11 protein-coding genes, 1 other RNA gene and 1 pseudogene are annotated in these 18,494 nt (G+C 70.0%); 10 read left to right on the top strand and 3 right to left on the bottom strand.

What is annotated here, in order from left to right; translation table 11 throughout:
• Positions 1–159 precede the first annotated feature (159 nt).
• The 7 genes and pseudogenes from ftsE to StrepF001_RS48125 all read left to right on the top strand — a co-directional run.
• Positions 160–849, top strand: coding sequence for a cell division ATP-binding protein FtsE (ftsE, locus tag StrepF001_RS21075; RefSeq protein ID WP_129799789.1), 690 nt, complete (start codon positions 160–162; stop codon positions 847–849).
• A 55-nt stretch (positions 850–904) separates the two neighbouring features.
• The gene (gene ftsX / locus StrepF001_RS21070) at positions 905–1,822 is read left to right on the top strand and encodes a permease-like cell division protein FtsX (protein ID WP_129799788.1); all 918 of its coding nucleotides are present in this window, start codon (positions 905–907) and stop codon (positions 1,820–1,822) included.
• 67 nt (positions 1,823–1,889) lie between these two features.
• Positions 1,890–3,053: a S41 family peptidase gene (locus tag StrepF001_RS21065; RefSeq protein ID WP_129799787.1), complete on the top strand. Its 1,164-nt coding sequence runs from the start codon at positions 1,890–1,892 to the stop codon at positions 3,051–3,053.
• Between the two features lie 74 nt (positions 3,054–3,127).
• Positions 3,128–3,670 carry an SsrA-binding protein SmpB gene (gene smpB, locus StrepF001_RS21060; protein WP_240797634.1) on the top strand — a complete coding sequence of 181 codons (543 nt, stop codon included), beginning with the start codon at positions 3,128–3,130 and terminating at the stop codon, positions 3,668–3,670.
• 108 nt (positions 3,671–3,778) lie between these two features.
• Positions 3,779–4,147: a transfer-messenger RNA gene (gene ssrA / locus StrepF001_RS21055) on the top strand.
• 173 nt (positions 4,148–4,320) lie between these two features.
• Positions 4,321–5,397 carry a DUF4232 domain-containing protein gene (locus StrepF001_RS21050; RefSeq protein ID WP_129799785.1) on the top strand — a complete coding sequence of 359 codons (1,077 nt, stop codon included), beginning with the start codon at positions 4,321–4,323 and terminating at the stop codon, positions 5,395–5,397.
• Positions 5,398–5,648: 251 nt separating this feature from the next.
• A pseudogene (locus tag StrepF001_RS48125) lies at positions 5,649–6,380 on the top strand (PHB depolymerase family esterase); the annotation flags it as partial.
• Between the two features lie 393 nt (positions 6,381–6,773).
• Here the strand turns inward: StrepF001_RS48125 and StrepF001_RS21040 are convergent.
• Positions 6,774–7,784 (bottom strand): LacI family DNA-binding transcriptional regulator, encoded by a 1,011-nt coding sequence (locus tag StrepF001_RS21040; RefSeq protein ID WP_206306901.1) that lies wholly within the window; start codon positions 7,782–7,784, stop codon positions 6,774–6,776.
• Positions 7,785–7,854: 70 nt separating this feature from the next.
• Positions 7,855–9,195: an MFS transporter gene (locus StrepF001_RS21035; protein ID WP_129799783.1), complete on the bottom strand. Its 1,341-nt coding sequence runs from the start codon at positions 9,193–9,195 to the stop codon at positions 7,855–7,857.
• An 83-nt stretch (positions 9,196–9,278) separates the two neighbouring features.
• Between StrepF001_RS21035 and StrepF001_RS21030 the strand changes: the two genes are divergently transcribed.
• The 3 genes from StrepF001_RS21030 to StrepF001_RS21020 all read left to right on the top strand — a co-directional run bounded on the left by StrepF001_RS21030 (position 9,279) and on the right by StrepF001_RS21020 (position 14,824).
• Positions 9,279–10,250 (top strand): LysR family transcriptional regulator, encoded by a 972-nt coding sequence (locus tag StrepF001_RS21030; RefSeq protein ID WP_129799782.1) that lies wholly within the window; start codon positions 9,279–9,281, stop codon positions 10,248–10,250.
• 1,182 nt (positions 10,251–11,432) lie between these two features.
• Positions 11,433–13,634, top strand: coding sequence for a glycosyltransferase (locus StrepF001_RS21025; RefSeq protein WP_129800076.1), 2,202 nt, complete (start codon positions 11,433–11,435; stop codon positions 13,632–13,634).
• A 14-nt stretch (positions 13,635–13,648) separates the two neighbouring features.
• The gene (locus StrepF001_RS21020) at positions 13,649–14,824 is read left to right on the top strand and encodes an acyltransferase (protein WP_129800077.1); all 1,176 of its coding nucleotides are present in this window, start codon (positions 13,649–13,651) and stop codon (positions 14,822–14,824) included.
• Between the two features lie 92 nt (positions 14,825–14,916).
• On the opposite strand, the gene StrepF001_RS21015 is transcribed toward StrepF001_RS21020, so the two are convergent.
• Positions 14,917–18,393: a DNRLRE domain-containing protein gene (locus tag StrepF001_RS21015; RefSeq protein WP_129799781.1), complete on the bottom strand. Its 3,477-nt coding sequence runs from the start codon at positions 18,391–18,393 to the stop codon at positions 14,917–14,919.
• Positions 18,394–18,494 lie beyond the last annotated feature (101 nt).

Here is an 18,494-nt window from a genome sequence, read left to right as displayed (position 1 = left end):
GTGGTTTCTCGCGCAGTGCCCCGCGCCCCTTCACGTACGTGACCTTGCCGTCGGGACAAATGCGCACAAGCCTTACGCAACCCCTACCGGTGCCTGCGCTTGCGTCCCCGGGTCGCGTATGGTCACGCACATCTACCCCCGGCGACCCGTGGTGCATCCGTGATCCGATTCGACAACGTCTCCAAGGTCTACCCCAAGCAGACCCGCCCCGCACTCAGGGATGTCTCCCTGGAAGTGGAGAAGGGTGAGTTCGTGTTCCTTGTGGGGTCCTCCGGCTCCGGAAAGTCCACCTTCCTGCGGCTGGTCCTCCGCGAGGAGCGGGCCAGTCACGGGCAGGTGCACGTCCTGGGCAAGGATCTCGCCCGTCTGTCCAACTGGAAGGTGCCGCACATGCGGCGGCAGCTGGGGACGGTGTTCCAGGACTTCCGGCTGCTGCCGAACAAGACGGTCGGCGAGAACGTCGCGTTCGCGCAGGAGGTCATCGGCAAGTCGCGCGGCGAGATCCGCAAGTCCGTGCCGCAGGTGCTCGAACTGGTCGGGCTCGGCGGCAAGGAGGACCGGATGCCGGGCGAGCTGTCCGGTGGTGAACAGCAGCGCGTCGCCATCGCGCGGGCCTTCGTCAACCGGCCCAAGCTACTGATCGCCGACGAGCCCACGGGCAACCTCGACCCGCAGACCTCCGTCGGCATCATGAAGCTGCTCGACCGCATCAACCGGACGGGCACCACTGTGGTGATGGCGACGCACGACCAGAACATCGTGGACCAGATGCGCAAGCGCGTCATCGAGCTGGAGAAGGGCCGTCTCGTCCGCGACCAGGCCCGCGGCGTCTACGGCTACCAGCACTGAGACAGCAACCGCAGACCCCTCGCAGACGTCCACGGAAAGGCTTGAAGCAGACGCCATGCGCGCCCAGTTCGTTCTGTCGGAGATCGGTGTCGGTCTCCGCCGCAATCTGACGATGACCTTCGCGGTCATCGTCTCGGTCGCCCTGTCCCTGGCCCTGTTCGGCGGTTCACTGCTGATGAGCGACCAGGTGAACACCATGAAGGGGTACTGGTACGACAAGGTCAACGTCTCGATCTTCCTCTGCAACAAGAGCGACGCCGAGTCCGACCCCAACTGCGCCAAGGGTGCGGTCACCGGGGAGCAGAAGGAGCAGATCCTCACCGACCTCAAGAAGATGTCGGTCGTCGACACGGTGACGCACGAGTCGCAGGACCGGGCGTACAAGCACTACAAGGAGCAGTTCGGTGACTCCCCGCTGGCCAGCTCCCTCACGCCGGACCAGATGCAGGAGTCGTACCGCATCAAGCTGAAGGACCCGGAGAAGTACCAGGTCATCGCTACCGCCTTCAACGGGCGGGACGGTGTGCAGTCGGTGCAGGACCAAAAGGGCATTCTGGACAATCTGTTCGGGCTGCTCAACGGCATGAACTGGGCCGCGCGCGCGGTGATGGCGCTGATGCTGGTCGTCGCGCTGATGCTGATCGTCAACACCGTGCGCGTCTCGGCGTTCAGCCGACGGCGTGAGACCGGGATCATGCGCCTGGTCGGCGCCTCGGGCTTCTACATCCAGGCGCCGTTCATCATGGAGGCCGCGGTCGCCGGACTCATCGGCGGCGGTGTCGCCTGCGCGTTCCTGGTGATCGCGCGGTACTTCATCATCGATCACGGGCTCGCGCTGTCCGAGAAGCTGAATCTGATCAACTTCATTGGCTGGGACGCCGTTCTGACGAAGCTCCCACTCATTCTTGCGACAAGTCTGCTGATGCCTGCCTTGGCCGCGTTCTTCGCGTTGCGCAAGTACCTGAAGGTGTGACGCATGCCAAGAGGGCCGTACGGTCAACCCGCCGTGCGGCCCTTCGCGTTGTCCTAGACTCACCGGCATGTCAGGTCCCGACCCGTTCTGTCAGCCCCGCCGCCTGCGCCGTGGGGCCGCCCTGACATTGGTGTTCGCGAGCGTGCTCGTCGCCGGTGCGGCCACGGGCTCGCTGCCGACGTCGGACCGCAAGCCCACCCCCGGCGCCACCCGTACCGCCGCCTCCGCCGCCCGGCCGGACGAGGTCACCGAGGCCGCCGCCGAGGCCCTGGCCGAGGGCAAGTCCCCGATGGAGGCCGCGCAGCGCGCCGTCAGCCGTAGCGGGGACCGCTGGGACGCCGTCTACTCCCAGGGCGAGTACGAGGAGTTCGAGGAGGCTCTCGACGGCGAGTACACCGGCGTCGGACTGTCGGCGCGGCGTGAGCGGGACGGCCGGATCGAGGTGACCGAGGTGGCCGCCGGTTCACCCGCGGCCGCTGCCGGCATCCGCGCGGGCGACCGGCTGCACAGCATCGACGGCACGAAGGTCGACGGGCGTCCCGTCACCGAGGTCGTCTCCTTACTGCGCGGTGACGCCACCGACGCGGCCGCCGGGACGTCCGTCCGCCTCGGTCTGGAGCGCGGCACGCGCGCGTGGACCCAGGCCCTGCACCGGGCCCGCCTCTCCACCGACTCCGTGACCTCTCAGAAGCTGTCCGACGACGTCACCGCCATCAGGATCGGCGCCTTCACCAAGGGCTCCGGCGACATCGTCCGCAACGCCGTACAACAAGCCCCGGCCGCCTCCGGGATCATCCTCGACCTGCGCGGCAACTCCGGCGGTCTGGTCACCGAGGCCGTCACCGCCGCCTCCGCCTTCCTCGACGGCGGCCTGGTCGCCACCTACGACGTCGACGGCGAGCAGCGCGCCCTGCACGCCGAACCCGGCGGCGACACCGCCAGACCTCTGGTCGCGCTCGTCGACGGCGGCACGATGAGCGCGGCCGAGCTGCTCACCGGCGCCCTGCAGGACCGCGGCCGCGCGGTCGTCGTGGGCTCCCGCACCTTCGGCAAGGGCTCGGTCCAGATGCCGAGCCGGCTGCCCGACGGCTCCGTCGCCGAGCTGACCGTCGGCCACTACCGCACGCCCGCCGGCCGCAGCGTCGACGGCCACGGCATCACCCCTGACCTGGAGGCCGACCGGCAGGCGCTGCAGCGGGCGGAGACGGTCCTGACAGGTCTCGGTCAGTAGCCGCCCGCACTGTAAATCGGCTTCCCCCGGACCCCCTCCGTAGTGCGAAAATGGACGGCACTATGAGCAAGGGAATGTACGTACCGAAGGAGTCCCAGCCCAAGCAGGGCGGGGCGGCCGCGAAGGCCAGGGACGGTGAGAAGGGCGGCAAGCGCAAGATCGTCGCCCAGAACAAGAAGGCCCGGCACGACTACGCCATCATCGACACCTATGAGGCCGGCCTCGTCCTCATGGGTACCGAGGTCAAGTCGCTGCGCGAGGGGCGGACGTCGCTGACGGACGGCTTCGTCCAGATCGACCGGGGCGAGGCGTGGCTGCACAACGCCCACATCCCCGAGTACCACCAGGGCAGCTGGACCAACCACTCCGCGCGCCGCAAGCGCAAGCTCCTCCTGCACCGCGAGGAGATCGACAAGCTGGAGGCCAAGTCCCAGGAGACGGGTCACACGATCGTGCCCCTCGCCCTGTACTTCAAGGACGGTCGCGCGAAGGCCGAGATCGCCCTGGCGCGAGGCAAGAAGGAGTACGACAAGCGCCAGACCCTGCGGGAGAAGCAGGACCGGCGGGAGTCGGACCGGGCGATCGCGGCGGCGAAGCGGCGACAGCGGAGCGCCTGACGGGCGGGAATACAGTGGCATCGTCGTGCGTTGGTCACGTACGATGGCACCAACACCGGCTGGCCCGGTGGGCGCATTGAGCTGTTTCTTAATTAAACACAACAACATGGGGATGATCGGTTTCGACAGCGGCTGTTGAAGCAGGGGAAGCGTGTCGAGGAAGCGGCAATGATCTCGTAAACCATATGTCGCAAAAAATAATCGCCAACACCAAGCGCGATTCCTTCGCCCTCGCTGCCTAAGTAGCGACTTGCGAAGTGTCAGCCCGGGGCTGTTCCCGACCCGGATCCTGGCATCAGCTAGGGAACTAAACCTCGATCCCGGTCACGGGGTGAAGAGGGAAACCAAACAGTGACTGGGCCCGTCGGCGACTTGTTCGCGTGATCGCCGGGGCCAAGAAAATCACAGCGGACTGCACACGGAGAAGCCCTGATTCTGCACCGTTGGACGCGGGTTCGATTCCCGCCATCTCCACGATTCGGGAGGTTTCCGAACCTCCTTCCCCCATGTGGGCAAAGGCCTCGCCGCCTCCGGGCAGCGGGGCCTTTGTCATGCTGACCACCTGAACCAGAGTGATCTGTGACACTGCTGTGACCGGAGGTGTGGGTTCCGCCACAGCCTGGGGGTGCGGGCCCTGGTGAGGTGGGCGGATGCCTACCGCCCCGCGCACCGTTCCCGCCGCCCTCGCCGGTGCTCTGCTGCTTGCCGCGTGTGGTTCCCAGAGCGCCTCGCAGGGCGACGACGCGACGGGTGCCGGCGGCGACGTTCGGGTCCGAGCCGACGCGCTGTGCCCGTCCGACTTCTCGCAGTACGGCAGTCCGCCGCCGTCCTCCGAGCCGTCCGTCACCCCCTCCGGTACGCCGACGCCGCTTCCCCTGCCCTCCCTCGATGGTCCGGGCGAGGACGGGGTCAAGGTCACCGGCCTGTACGCCTGGGGTGCGGAAAGCGGATGCGCGGCGGACTTCTCCGCCGAATTCGAGGTCACCAACCGAGGGACGAAGGCGGCCACTTATACGGTGACCATCGGGTTCCTGACGGGTTCCGGAGGCGCGGTCGCCAACGTCGAGAAGACCGTCGAGTCGGTCGGGCCGGGGCGGACCGTCAAGGGGACCGTCGCCATGACGGAGCCGGCCGGGGACGCACCCGAGGTGTCGGGCGTGAAGGTGATCAAGGTGCGCAGCGTTCCCGTCGACGAGGCGCCGTCCGCCTCGGGGCCGTGCCCCGCGTCCGGCGTGCACGTCTACGCGGACAAGGGGGACGCCGCCATGGGGCTGCGCGTCGTCGGGCTGCATCTCGTCAACTGCGGCACCGAGACCTACCGGCTCAACGGCTACCCGGAGCTCGAACTCCTCGACGAGGACCACGACAAAGTCGACGGCGTGCGGATCCTCCAGGGGACCGACCGGATCAGCACCGCCACCGGTGGGAGCGGCAGCCCGCAACCCGTTGTTCTGCGGCCGGGTGAGGCCGCGCAGTCGACGTTGGCGTGGCGGAACACCACGGAGGCCGGCGTCGGCGACCCGGTCAACGCGCCGTACGTCCGCGTGCGGGCGAAGCCCGGTGCCGGCCCGGTGGTGGTCGAGCCGGAACTGGACCTCGGGACGACGGGTCAGCTCGGCGTCGGGCCGTGGAAGACGGACGAGATGCACCGAGGGACCGACACCGACACCGCGCGGCCGATGCCGCCGTACCCGTCCGTCGTCCCTTCGTCCTTCCCGTCTCCCTGAGCCCTCGGTGATCGGTTTCTTGGTCCTCCTCGCGTGGGCGGGAGCGCTGTACCTGCTCGCCCTGTCTGTTTCGTCAGCAGCCTGCTGCTGCTCGCGGTCGGCCTGTGGCAGGTCGCGCGGGACCCGAAGACGCTTGCGCGGCAGTTCCGTACGGGCAGGTCGCTCACTCGGTGAACCACCATGGTGGACGCGTCCGTTGTGGTGTCCCACTCCATATCGGCGGGTCGTTCACGCTTCTACGGTCCTTCCGCATGACACAGACCAGAGCCGCAAGTCGTCGCGTCGCCGTCCTGACCACTCTTCTCATCGCCCTGATCGCAGCCTTCCTCACGCCGGGCAGAGCCACGGCCGCCTCGCTCCAGGAAGTGACCGGGTTCGGCTCCAACCCCGGCGCCCTGCGCATGTTCCGGTACGTCCCCGACGGGCTGCCCGCCGGCCGGCCCGTCGTCGTCGCGCTGCACGGGTGCACGCAGAACGCCTCCGGGTACGGCACCGGCAGCGGATGGATGCAGCTCGCCGACCGCTGGGGCTTCTCCGTCGTGCTGCCGCAGCAGCAGACCGCCAACAACGCCTCGTCCTGCTTCAACTGGTTCCAGAGCGGCGACATCGCACGCGGCCAGGGCGAGGCCGCGTCCGTCGCGCAGATGGTCGACCGGCAGCTCGCCGACACCTCCGGCGACGCGTCGCGCGTCTATGTCACCGGGCTGTCCGCGGGGGGCGGGATGACCGCCGTGATGATGGCGGCGTACCCGGAGAAGTTCACGGCGGGCGGGGTCGTCGCCGGGCTGCCGTACGGGTGTGCGCAGGCCGCCGGGTCGCCGTATGTGTGCATGTATGTCGGGGCCACACAGACCCCGAAGCAGTGGGGCGACCGCGTGCGCGCCGCCCGGCCCGGGCACACCGGCCCCTGGCCCACACTGATCGCCTTCCAGGGCACGGCCGACTACACCGTGAAGCCCGTCAACATGACCGACCTGATGCGGCAGTGGACCGATGTGCACGGGGCCGATCAGGCCGCCGACGTCAGCGACACCGTCGCCGGCTATCCCCACCAGGTCTTCAAGGACGCGGGCGGGCGTGCGGTCGTGGAGACGTACAGCATCACCGGGATGGGACACGGGCAGCCCGTCGATCCGGGGAGCGGGAGCGAGCAGTGCGGGAGCGCCGGGGCGTATGTCCTCGACGTGAACCTGTGCGCAGCATTCCGGATGGGCGGGCCTGGGGGCTGGGCTGAGCCGAAGTGCTCTGTCGCCGCCGGCACTTGTCCGGTGGCGCGCCCTGTGGGTGCGTCCTCCCTTCACCCCGGGCCCCCGGTTCCCTCGGGGCCCGGGGTGAAGAGAGCGGTTCCGGGACCGAGCAAGGCCGCCTCACGTCGTTCACGCAACCGCCCGCCGCGCCGTACTCCCCCGCTCCGTCATCCTCGGCGCCAGCAACGTCGCCTCCGGTACGGCCTTTCCGCCCAGCTTCTTCACCAGCAACTCCACCGCCCGCGCCCCCACCTCACCAGACGGCAGCGCGATCGACGTCACCGGCACCCGCAGCGACTCGGCCAGCTCGTCCGGGCAGATCGCGGTGACGGACAGGTCACCCGGCACCCGCAGCCCCAGCTCCTCGAAGGCGTCGATCAGCGGCTCCAGGATCGCCTCGTTGTGGACGACGACGCCCGTCAACGCGGGCTGCTCCCACAGCAGTTGCTCCGCGACAGCGCGAGCCGCCGCGGGTGACGCCGCGCACGGGTGCACGGACGAGGCGAGCCGCCCCCGGTCGGCGGCGGCCGTGAAGCCCTGCACCACCCGCTGGGCGAACGCCGTCTGCCGTACGTACACCTCCGGCGGTGAGCCGACCAGCGCCACCACCCGGTGCCCGAGCCCGGCCAGATGCTCCACGCAACGCTCGCCGGCCGCCTTGAAGTCGAGGTCGATGCAGGTCAGGCCGGCCGGCTCGGCGGGGAAGCCGATCAGCACCGACGGCCGGTCCAGTGAGCGCAGCAACGGCAGCCGGGGGTCGGCGAGTTGGACGTCCATCACGATCAGCGCGTCCACCAGCGCGGTGTCCGCGACCCGCCGGAGGCCCTCCTCGCCCTCCTCCTGCGTCAGCAGCAGCACATCGTGGTCGTGTCCGCGTGCCGTGGTCACCACCGACACCGCGAACTGCATCACCACCGGCACATGGATCCCGGCCCGTAACGGCACCACCAGCGCCAGCACCTTCGACCTGCTGGTGGCCAGCGCGCGGGCGCCGGCGTGCGGGCGGTAGCCGAGGGCGCGGATGGACGCCTCGACGCGCTGCCGGGTCTCCTCGGAGATCGGGCGTTTGCCGCTGAGCGCGTAGGACACGGTGCTGGGGGAGACCCCGGCGTGCCGGGCCACGTCCGTGATCTTGACCATCAGTCCAGCTCCAGGGAGAGAAACGTCGAAGCGCTTCGACGGGGGAAGGTATGGGGGAGCTGTGAGGGCGTCAATGGGTTGCGCGGGAACTTGCGCTGGAACTTGCGCGGGAATCCGTGAGGCGGTTCGGGCCGCCGAACGAACCGAGCGAGACCGCCAGCGCCAGGGTGGCCGCCGCGACGGGCACGCCGTACCCGGCCGTCACCGACAGCTGCTCCACCGCCCAGCCGCCGACGGCGCTGCCGCAGGCGATGCCGCCGAGGAGGGCGGTCACGGCGAGGGTCATGCCCTCGTTGAGCCGGTCGGCGGGCGTGCGGTGCTGGAGAAGCGTCATGGCGGTGACCATCGTGGGCGCCGTTGCCGTGCCGGCCAGGAGCAGTGCGGCCGCCAGGGCGACGAGGGACGGCGTCAGGTTCGCGGCCAGTAGGGGGAGGGCCATGAGGGCCGCCATGGCGGCCATGCACCACGGCAGCCGGCGTTCCGCCGGGCCCGTCGGCCGCAGCGTGCCGAACAGCAGCCCGGCCGCGCCCGAGGCCGCCGCCTGGAGGCTGAGCAGGACACCCGCCGCCGCGCGGCTGCCCTGTGCGTCGGCGAAGGCGATCGTGACCACCTCCATCGAGCCGAACACCGCGCCGGTGGCCAGGAAGGCGGTGAGCAGCCGGGGGATGCCGGGTGAGCGGAGCGGGGACCGGGTTTTCCGGAGGGGTCCGACGGGCGGCTGCGTCGAACGCTGTGCGGTGAACAGCAGCATGCCGGTGAGCAGCAGCACCGCGCCGGCCAGCGTGCCCGCCTCCGGGAAGAGCGTCCCGCACAGCAGGGCCGCGAGCACCGGGCCCAGCATGAAGCACAGCTCGTCCGCGGCCTGCTCGAAGGAGTTCGCGGTGTGCAGGGCCTCGGCGTCGCCGCGCAGCAGATGGGCCCAGCGGGCGCGGGACATGCCGCCGATGTTGGGGGTCGTCGCGGTGGCGGCGTAGGCGGCGAAGAGGGTCCAGTCGGGGGCGTCGTAGTGCACGCAGAGCAGCAGGGCCAGGCTGCCGAGGACCGCCAGCAGCGTGGCCGGTACGGCGATCCGGGCCTGGCCGTGGCGGTCGATGAGCCGGGCGACCCACGGAGCGACCACCGCGGTCGCCGCGAGGCCGGTCGCGGTGACGGCGCCGGCGAGGGCGTACGAGCCCCGCGTGCCGGCGATCATCACGACCGCGCTCACGCTGAACATGCCCATGGGAAGCCGGGCGATCAGGTTCCCGGCCGTGAAGGCCCGGGTGCCGGGGATCGTGAACAGGCGGCGGTACGGGCTGGGCCGGCGGTCGCCGGAGCGGGGGGAGAAGTCGACGGTGACGAGGGAGTCCGCGGTGACGGTGTGGAGGGGCTGAGGGGTGGCGGTGCGGAGGGGCTGAGGGCTGTCCGGCATGGGGCAACCGTCGCCCGTGAACGATCACCGGGTCCAACACTTACTCCGTACCGATTCACGCACCCGTGTTGTAAGTTCGCCGGATGCCCGCCCCGCCCCACCTCGACCCCCGCCTCCTGCGCGCCTTCGTCACCGTCGCCGAGGAGCTGCACTTCACCCGCGCCGCGGCCCGTCTCTACGTCGCCCAGCAGGCGCTCAGCAGGGACGTACGGCGGCTGGAGCGGGAGGTGGGCGCCGAGCTGTTCGTACGGACCACCCGGCAGGTGACGCTGACGGCGGACGGCGAGCGGCTGCTGCCGTACGCACGCCGGGTGCTGACGGCGCAGGAGGAGCTTCTCGCCGCCTTCGGGCAGGCCCGCCCCCTGCTGGTCGACCTGAACTCCCCGGGGCTCGGCACCCCGCGCCAGGTGCTGCACCGGGCCCGTGAACTCGCCCCGGAACATGAGCTGATGGCCCGCTACGAGAGCGGGCTGACCGGCGCGGCGGGGGAGCTGCTCGCCGGGCGGCTCGACGCGTCGTTCGGGCACTTCGCGGGGCTGGAACCGGCGCTGCAGGCCCGGCTGGAGCACCAGTTCGTCCGGTACGAGCCGATGGCGATCGTGCTGCCCGAGGACCACCGGCTGGTCTCCCTGGAGGCGGTGCCGCTCGCCGAGCTGGCGGGCGAGACCGTGTACGCGGGGGCGGGGAACCCGCGGACGCCGGAGTGGACCGACCTGGCGCGCCGACTGTTCGAGGGGCGGGGGATCGAGATCGCGCCACCGCTTCCCCTGGCCGTCGGCGACGAGGAGTTCGAGCGGATCATGGCCAAGACCCGCTGCCCGGTGCTTGCCGTGGTGGACTTCCCGGACATGCCCCGGACGGTACGGCGGCCGCTCGTCGACCCCGTTCCGCTGTCACCGGTGTCGTTGGTGTGGCGGAAGGGGCTGGTACATCCGGCGTTCGACGCGCTGCGTCGGGCGGCTGCCGGGCTGGCGGCCGAGAAGGGGTGGCTGCGGCTGCCGGTGGGGGGCTGGATCCCCGCCATCGACAGGCGCTCGCCGAATGTCCAGAAATGACACCCCGCACACACACAACCTCCGCGTGCGCTACATTCATGGCCCGAGCACGGTGTGGTAAACGGGGCGCTCGAACCTCATGGGGGCTTGGTTCGGTCGACGGGTGCTCGGTGTCGTCTGCGCACCCGGAACTGTCCCGTGGGGGGAAGTGCGCGCGTGAGCAAGTGGCGAGAAGACGCCCGACCTGAAGCAGAGTGGCCCGAGCCTGCGTCCCCGACGGGGGAAGTGCGGGGGCTGCCGGGCCGGGGTCGGGACCGGGTCGGTCAGACCCAGGCCTTCCCGGAGACCGCGAGTACGTCGGCCGTACAGGACGACGACCGCGATCCGGAGACCAGGGCGATCGCCCTACGCGATCCCTGGGCGGAACCCGAGGAGAGCGGACACCCTGGTAGACGTGCCGGCGGTGCGGCGGGCAGGCACACCGAGATGTCCCCCGAGATATCCGGCGACCCCACCCACGACCCCCACGAGGTCACCGTCCAGCTCGACGCCGTAGGCCTGCACCTGGGTCAGCTGGTCCCCGGGCAGCCGGGACCCGCGCGGCCGGGCGGGGCGCAGGACGCCTCCGACGGGCCTGTGTTCGTGGACGAGTCGGGGCGCAGAAGCCGCACGTTCCGCCGCATAGGCATGGCCGTGGGCCTGGCCTGCGCGATCTACGCCGTCGTCATGGTCGCGACGCTCCTGTCCGGCAGCTCCAACGCCCCCTGGCTGCCCGTCCCGGACCAGAACGGCAAACCGGCCGGCAAGGTCGACAGCCCTCCGCTGCCCGCACAGTCGGCGCAGCCCACCGCCCCCGGCGTCGAAACCCCGGGCAGCACGCCGACGGCCGCGCCGACACCACCCGGTGCCGGGCGACGCCGACGCCACCGCCCCGGCACCGCACCACCCCCGACGCGCAGGGCACGTCCGCCGACCCCACGCCCACCGCGACGCGACGATCCCGGCCCCGCACCAGCGACCCGGCCCCGCCCGTTCCGTCGTCGCCGGTCACCAACTCGCCCGACCCGAGCCCCACCGGCGGCCCCTCGGCCGACCCGTCCCCGTCGGCGGGCGGTGACAGGGGGCACGAGCGCCGGCACCGGCACGGTGGCGGACGGCCCGCCCAGCCGTCCCCGCCGCCCAGGACCAGGCTGCCGCCGCGCTCACCACCCCGTCCCTGTAGTCCCTGGAGTACCACCTCTGATGGCATCCCGCCCAAGCCGTCAAGGGGCCGGCCGGACCGGAGCCCGCGACGGCTCCCGACGCCGCCGCCTGCCCCTGCGCTATCTGCTGCCCGTGCTCGTCCTCGTCGCCCTGATGGCGATGCTGATGCTGCGCGGCTATGTGCACAGCGAGATCCTGGCCGACCACCGCGTCCGCCCCCCGGCCGCCACCGACCGCGTACCGGAGCGGATCCTGAACGGCGGCCCGGTCATCGACACGCGCAGCGGCCGCACCGCGAGCCTGAGCGTGCCCGACCACCGTCTCGTCCTCACCTTCGACGACGGCCCGGACCCGGTCTGGACGCCGAAGGTCCTGGACGTACTGAAGAAGCACGACGCGCACGCCGTCTTCTTCGTCACCGGCACCATGGCCTCGCGCTATCCCGACCTGGTCAAACGCATGGTGGAGGAGGGCCACGAGGTCGGCCTGCACACCTTCAACCACCCCGACCTCTCCTACCAGTCGAAGCAGCGCATCGACTGGGAGCTGTCCCAGAACCAGCTCGCGATATCCGGCGCCGCCGGCATCCGCACCTCGCTCTTCCGCCCGCCGTACTCCTCGTTCTCCGCCGCGATGGACAACAAGTCCTGGCCGGTGACGGAGTACATCGGCAGGCGCGGCTACATCACCGTCGTCAACAACACCGACAGCGAGGACTGGCGCAGGCCCGGCGCCGACGAGATCATCCGCCGCTCCACCCCGGCCGACGGCAAGGGCGCGATCGTCCTGATGCACGACTCCGGCGGCGACCGCAGCCAGACGGTGGTGGCGCTGGACCGGTTCCTGCCGGACATGAAGGACCGGGGCTACGAGTTCGACAACCTCACCGAGGCCCTCGACGCGCCCAGCGCGCACACGCAGGTCAGCGGCCTGGAGCTGTGGAAGGGCAAGGCATGGATCGTTCTCGTCCAGGCCTCGGAGAACATCACCGACGTGCTGGTGGTCGGCCTGGCGGCGGTCGGCTCCCTCGTCATCGGCCGCTTCGTCCTGATGCTCGTCCTCTCCGGCTGGCACGCCCGCCGCGTCCGGCGCCCCGGCTTCCGCTGGGGACCGCCGGTCACCGAACCGGTGTCGGTGCTGGTCCCGGCGTACAACGAGGCCAAGTGCATCGAGAACACCGTCCGTTCCCTGATGGCGAGCGAGCACCCGATCGAGGTGATCGTCGTCGACGACGGCTCCTCCGACGGCACGGCACGGATCGTCGAGGCGATGGGCCTGCCGAACGTCCGGGTGGTACGCCAGCTCAACGCGGGCAAGCCGGCGGCGCTCAACCGGGGCCTGGCGAACGCCCGTTACGACATCATCGTGATGATGGACGGCGACACCGTCTTCGAACCGTCCACGGTCCGCGAACTCGTCCAGCCCTTCGGCGATTCGCGCGTGGGCGCCGTCGCGGGCAATGCGAAGGTCGGCAACCGGGACTCCCTCATCGGGGCCTGGCAGCACATCGAGTACGTGATGGGCTTCAACCTCGACCGCCGCATGTACGACATCCTGCGCTGCATGCCGACGATCCCCGGCGCGGTCGGCGCGTTCCGCCGATCGGCGTTGGAACGAGTCGGCGGCATGAGCGACGACACCCTCGCCGAGGACACCGACATCACCATGGCGTTGCACCGCGACGGCTGGCGAGTCGTCTACGCGGAGAACGCCCGCGCCTGGACCGAGGCCCCGGAAACGGTCCAGCAGCTGTGGTCGCAGCGTTACCGCTGGTCGTACGGCACGATGCAGGCCATCTGGAAGCACCGCCGCGCCCTTCTGGACCGAGGCCCGTCGGGCCGCTTCGGCCGCGTGGGCCTGCCGCTGGTGTCCCTGTTCATGGTGCTGGCCCCACTCCTGGCCCCGCTGATCGACGTGTTCTTGTTGTACGGCATCATCTTCGGCCCGACCGGAAAGACGATCATGGCCTGGCTGGGCGTCCTGGCCATCCAGCTCTTCTGCGCGGCGTACGCGTTCCGCCTGGACCGCGAACGCATGACCCACCTCATCTCGCTTCCCCTCCAGCAGATCCTCTACCGCCAACTCATGTACGTGGTCCTCCTCCAGTCCTGGATCACCGCCCTGACGGGCGGTCGGCTGCGGTGGCAGAAGCTGCGGCGGACGGGAGCGGTCGGGGCGCCGTTGGGGGCGGTCCCCAGCCCGCGGACTACGAGCAGTGAGGACCGGAGGCCGGTGGGATGAGCAGCCCAGCCACCATGCCGTCCGGCACGGACGCCCCAGATCAGCCACCCTCCCATTCCCAGGGGCGGGTCAGAGACCGCTACTTCGACCTGCTCCGCGCCATCGCCCTCTTTCGAGTAGTCCTCTACCACCTGACAGGCTGGGCGTGGCTGCCGTTGGTGTTCCCGTCCATGGGCGTGATGTTCGCCCTCGCGGGCAATCTCATGGCCCGCTCGCTCAAGCGCCCGCCGTTGTCCGTCGTACGAGGCCGGCTCCGCCGACTGCTTCCTCCGCTGTGGCTACTGGGTGCGATCGGCGTGGCGGGGATGCTGTTGCAGGGTTGGGGACCGGAGGACGACGGCCACCCCGGTTCGTGGTGGCTCCACCTCACGTTTTGGATCCTGCCGCTCAGCGACCCGCCGTACGCCGAGGGCCTGCCCGGCATTCAAGGTCTCCTCGGTGAGGACTGGGCCACGGAACTGGCCGGACCGCTGTGGTACGTCCGCGCCTATGTCTGGTACGTCCTCCTTTCCCCCTTCCTGTTGCGAGCTCTGCGCCGGCTGCCGTGGCCGACGATCCTGATGCCGATCGCCCTGTCGGCCGCCCTCGAATCCGGCCTGCTCTCCCTGCCCGGCGAGCGAATCGACTCCGCCGTCACGGACTTCAGCACGTTCGGCGCTTGTTGGATCCTCGGCATGGCGTACCAGGAAGGCGTCCTGAAGCGCCTGCCGCGCTACGTCATCCCGTCCGTCGCCCCGTTCATCGCAGGCCTGGGCCTCTGGTACGCCGTGAGCCACAACTTCACCACGGACCACGATCTGGACAGCATGCCCCTGGCCCAGGCCATGTGGTCCTTCGGAACGGTTTTGCTGCTGTTGCACGTCAGCCCGTCCTGGTCCGAGTGGCCCCACCGGCTGCACCGCTGGTCCGGCCTGATCGAGCTCCTTAATTCCCGCGCCGTGACGATCTACCTCTGGCACAACATCTGCATTCTCGTGGCCGCGACGCTGTGGGACCGGCTGTGGAGTGTGGAGACGTTGGAGCAGCACTACTCGTGGCTGTTGGAGAGCCCATGGCCGACCCTGGCCCTCACTTGGGTGCTCATCGGGGGCTGCATCGTCTGGTTCGGTTGGGCGGAGGACCTGGCGGCGAAGAGGAAGCCGCAGCTGTGGCCGGACGGGGGTCGCAAGAGGCGCACACACGCCAGGTAGGAGATACCGGGACCTGGCTGGAGACCGTTTCCTTTCTTCTGTCGCACGTGCACCTGGCCGCCAGTGTCGTCAACTGGCGGCCAGGGACGGCGTCACCCGATCGCGATGCGCGTCTTCCAGTAGCTCGCCGGAGCGATGATCTCTGTGCCGGACCCCGGAACGGTGGTCCGCCCGCCCGCGTAGAACCGTACGGATCCGTCGGACCGCACGCCCCATACGTCGGGGATGGCGTCGCCGTTGGCGTCGGGGGTGCCCATGAGCAGCGGGAAGTTGCTGACCGCCCAGCCTGCTGCGCCGTACTCGCTGTCCTCGCCCCCGGCCGAGCTTCCGGCGTTGCCCAGTGAGGTGAGGCTGACCCCGCCTCCGGAGGCGGCGATGCCCTTGCGCAGCAGGAGCCTGCCCGACGTGTCGGACCGGTAGACGAGGTCGGTGACACCGTCGCCGCTGATATCCAGCGCGGTGACGATGTCCCGGCTGGTCCAGCCCGAGGCCCACAGCCGGGTCGCCTGGTCGATGGTTGCTCCGTGGTAGCCGGTGAAGACCCACAGCTCGTCGCCGATGGTGGCGAAGAAGTCGGTCCGGCCGTCTCCGGTGGCGTCGCCTGCCGACACGAACTGGGTCAGGTCGGCGGGGCTGGGGGCGCCGTCGGGGAGGAGGATTTCGCGGCGCTTGTCGATGTTGACGGCGCCGTAGCCGTCACCGGGGTACACCCACAGCTTGCCTCCGACCCTGACGACCAGGTCCTGGAGACCGTCGCCGCCGTAGATGTCGCCGTTGTGGGTGATCAGCGCGCCCTTGAAGTGACCGTTGGGCGCGGCCACGTAGGGTGGCAGGTCGTCGCCGTTGGGGTCCTTGTCGGGGTTGTCCCGGTAGGCGCCGGGCATCGAGTAGTCCAGGTCGCCGCTGCCCTTGGCGAGGTCGGTGGTGGCCTGCGAGGGATACATGGCCAAATTGCCAGCCTCGGTGACCACCATCATGTCGGGAAGTTTGTCGCCGGTGAAGTCGCCGGGCGCGTCGGCCTGGTCCCGGGGCGTGACGTAGAAGAAGTACTTCGTCGCCTGTGAGGGGTTGCCCGCGCTGTCCACGGCTCTGACGTAGAGCACGTTGGGCCCGGCCGTCGGCGGTTTGGCGTTCGAGAGGGTCGCGCTGACGCTGGTGGCCGTGCCAGCGGTGCGGGTGAGGCTGCCGGTGTAGGTGGGCGAGTTGAAGCCATACTCGTAGCGCACGACGTCGCTGTTTAGCGCGCGGACCGTGAACGACCCGGGTGTGCCGAACTTCTTGGTGGACCAGTTGGCGTCCTCGGCGTCGTTGCCGAAGCCGTTCTCGCTGCCGTCGGCGTTGGGGAAGTCGGTGGAGCTGACCTTCGGCGGCCTGGGCGCGGTGGTGTCGAGGACGAAGCGGCACGGCGTCTTGGCCGGGGCGTAGCTCGAGCTGGTACCGGCGTCGTCGACGGCGCGCACCCGCCACGAGTACAGGGTGCCGTTGGTGAGCTTGCTGGTGGAGAAGCCCGTCGTCGTGCGCAGTGCGGTGTCCTTGTCACCGCCGACGGAGACCTTGCCGGTGGAGCCCAGCAGATCGCCAGTCGTCTCCCACTTGCCGTGCGGCCACAGGTCGAAATCGAGGTAGTCGAGGTTGCTGTCCTTGTCGGACGCTCGTGCGGTGAACGTCAGGTTGCCCGAGCCCATGCGGACGTACGGCTCGGTGGTGGTGCACTTGCCGTCCGGGCCGAGATCGAGCGACTTGGCGTCCACGGTCGGTTTGCGGTTGTAGACGAGCTCCAGCACGGGCGCGTTGTCGCCATTGGCCTGGAACTTCTTCCACGCGTACTGCGAGTGCTCGTCACGTGCGCGCAGGCCGAAGGTGATGGTGTCCTTGCCCTGGTCGGCCTGCTTCTGGGCCGCCTTCCGCACGTCGAACGTCTCGTACGCGTCCCGGCAACCGGACTTGTATCCGTGCGCGAAGCTCTTGGTCGCGAACTTGTTGCCATCGTGCAGCTTGGGTGCGTTCTTCCAGTTGGTCTTGCCGTTGACCGGGCCGGTGAGGTGCACGCTCATCGAACGGGCGCTGCACGACCAGGAGTACGTCTCCAGCATCCGCAGCTTCGCGCTGGTGATCTTCGTGCCCTTGAGGTCCTTGTCGAAGGCGATGTTGAAGTACGAGCGCGAGGTGCCCCAGGTGTCCGACTCGAAGCCGACGCGGGCCTCGTGCGTACCGCCCTTGTTGAAGCCCCTGCCGTTGTAGAAGGTGGCGTTGGGGTGGCGGCTGTAGGCGGTGGTCCAGTCCTGCGTGTGCTTCTTCACCGACGGGTCGATGAAGACCGGGTACGTGGTGGCCGGGTCGTTGAGGAAGGCCAGGTCGGGGATGAGTACCCAGTTCGCCCCATTCAGGCTGGGCTCGACCAGCTCGCCGCGCGAGTCGGGAGAGGGTCCGTCGAGGCCGGGCAAGCTGAGCGTGGCCGCCGAGCCGGTCTGTGAGGGCGCGGGCGTCGGCTCGGCCGGGGCGGACGGCAGCGGGGACTCGGACACCGAGGGCTCGGGGCCGTCGGTGGCCGCCGGCAGGGTCTCGGGGGCGGTGTCCGCCTGTTCGTCGGTCTCGATGAGCTCCTCGGTGGGGCTCGGGCTCTCGCTCGGCCCGTCGGTGGCCGACTCGGTCGGTGCGGGGCCTTCCGACGTGGTCGGCTGGGCGGTGGCGCCGACGGATCCGTCGGTGACGGCCGGCTGGCCGCTGTTGTCCCACATCAGCGGTGTCGGCGACATCGCGACCTCGTTGGCGTAGGCGTCCTCGGCGGTGAGGACGCCCGTGACCGGATCCAGCCGGAAGTTCAGCGTTGCGGAGGTGATGCCGTACGAGATCTGCCGGGCCCGCGGATCGGCCGCGGCTTGCCGGTTCTTGAGGACCAACAACTGGGCGAACCCGTCGTCGTCGGCCGTCAGCACCAGGTCGGCGCCCGGGAAGATCTCGGGGTACAGGGCGCGCGAGCCGTCGATGACCGGGGCTGGGACCGTGCCCGGCCAGGTGAGCTGGATCTCGTGGCCGTCGACGGTCAGGGTGACCAGGGGGCTCGCGGTCTCGTCAGCGGTGGCGCTCTTCAGCCCTTTCACCAGGGAGACCCGGCGCACGGTGGAGCGCGAGGCGCGCTGTTCCCCGTCGCGCGACTCGGAGCCGGCCGAGAACACGATCCGTGTGTTCGTGGCCCTGGGCTCCCAACCGGCCTTCGTGCGGCGGAGGTCGTAGTCGATGTCCCTCCATTCGCCGCCCACCTTGGCCCGGATCGGTGACGAGTACAGTTTCTTGGCCATCAGACCGTCGGGCCGCGCCCATGTGGTGGAGCGCGCGGTGCGCAGAGCGGTGACCTCGACAGACTTGCCGGTCTTCGTCGCCCGCGCGATCGCGGCGGCCTCGGTCACGGGCTTCGCCTTCGCCTCTTGGCCTGACCCCTCGCGCGAACCTGGGTCGTCCAGACCGAGGCCGAAGAAGGTGATGCCGGTAGCGGCGAGCGCCGCGGTCAGTACGGCGGCGATGGTCCGACGTCCGGGCACACGGCGCCAGTTGCGCGTCTTGCGCGTCATCGGGCGAGCTCCCCTTCCCCCTTGGAACCGGCGCGGGACAGGGCGCGGCCGGGCGAGCCGATGATGACCTATGAGCGGGCTGTCGTCACCCTTCGCGAGCG

It is taken from the genome of Streptomyces sp. F001, assembly GCF_004187715.1.
GTDB lineage: Bacteria > Actinomycetota > Actinomycetes > Streptomycetales > Streptomycetaceae > Streptomyces > Streptomyces flavusporus.
Note: the sequence above shows the minus strand (reverse complement) of the source record. Positions and strands in the feature narration are given on the sequence as shown.

What these genes read in the sequence shown, in the direction of transcription:
- ftsX (WP_129799788.1), top strand. Translation starts at nt 905, where the DNA reads ATGCGCGCCCAGTTCGTTCTGTCGGAGATCGGTGTCGGTCTCCGCCGC.
- StrepF001_RS21065 (WP_129799787.1), top strand. Translation starts at nt 1,890, where the DNA reads ATGTCAGGTCCCGACCCGTTCTGTCAGCCCCGCCGCCTGCGCCGTGGG.
- smpB (WP_240797634.1), top strand. Translation starts at nt 3,128, where the DNA reads ATGTACGTACCGAAGGAGTCCCAGCCCAAGCAGGGCGGGGCGGCCGCG.
- StrepF001_RS21050 (WP_129799785.1), top strand. Translation starts at nt 4,321, where the DNA reads ATGCCTACCGCCCCGCGCACCGTTCCCGCCGCCCTCGCCGGTGCTCTG.
- StrepF001_RS21040 (WP_206306901.1), bottom strand. Translation starts at nt 7,784, where the DNA reads ATGGTCAAGATCACGGACGTGGCCCGGCACGCCGGGGTCTCCCCCAGC.
- StrepF001_RS21035 (WP_129799783.1), bottom strand. Translation starts at nt 9,195, where the DNA reads ATGCCGGACAGCCCTCAGCCCCTCCGCACCGCCACCCCTCAGCCCCTC.
- StrepF001_RS21030 (WP_129799782.1), top strand. Translation starts at nt 9,279, where the DNA reads ATGCCCGCCCCGCCCCACCTCGACCCCCGCCTCCTGCGCGCCTTCGTC.
- StrepF001_RS21025 (WP_129800076.1), top strand. Translation starts at nt 11,433, where the DNA reads ATGGCATCCCGCCCAAGCCGTCAAGGGGCCGGCCGGACCGGAGCCCGC.
- StrepF001_RS21020 (WP_129800077.1), top strand. Translation starts at nt 13,649, where the DNA reads ATGCCGTCCGGCACGGACGCCCCAGATCAGCCACCCTCCCATTCCCAG.
- StrepF001_RS21015 (WP_129799781.1), bottom strand. Translation starts at nt 18,393, where the DNA reads ATGACGCGCAAGACGCGCAACTGGCGCCGTGTGCCCGGACGTCGGACC.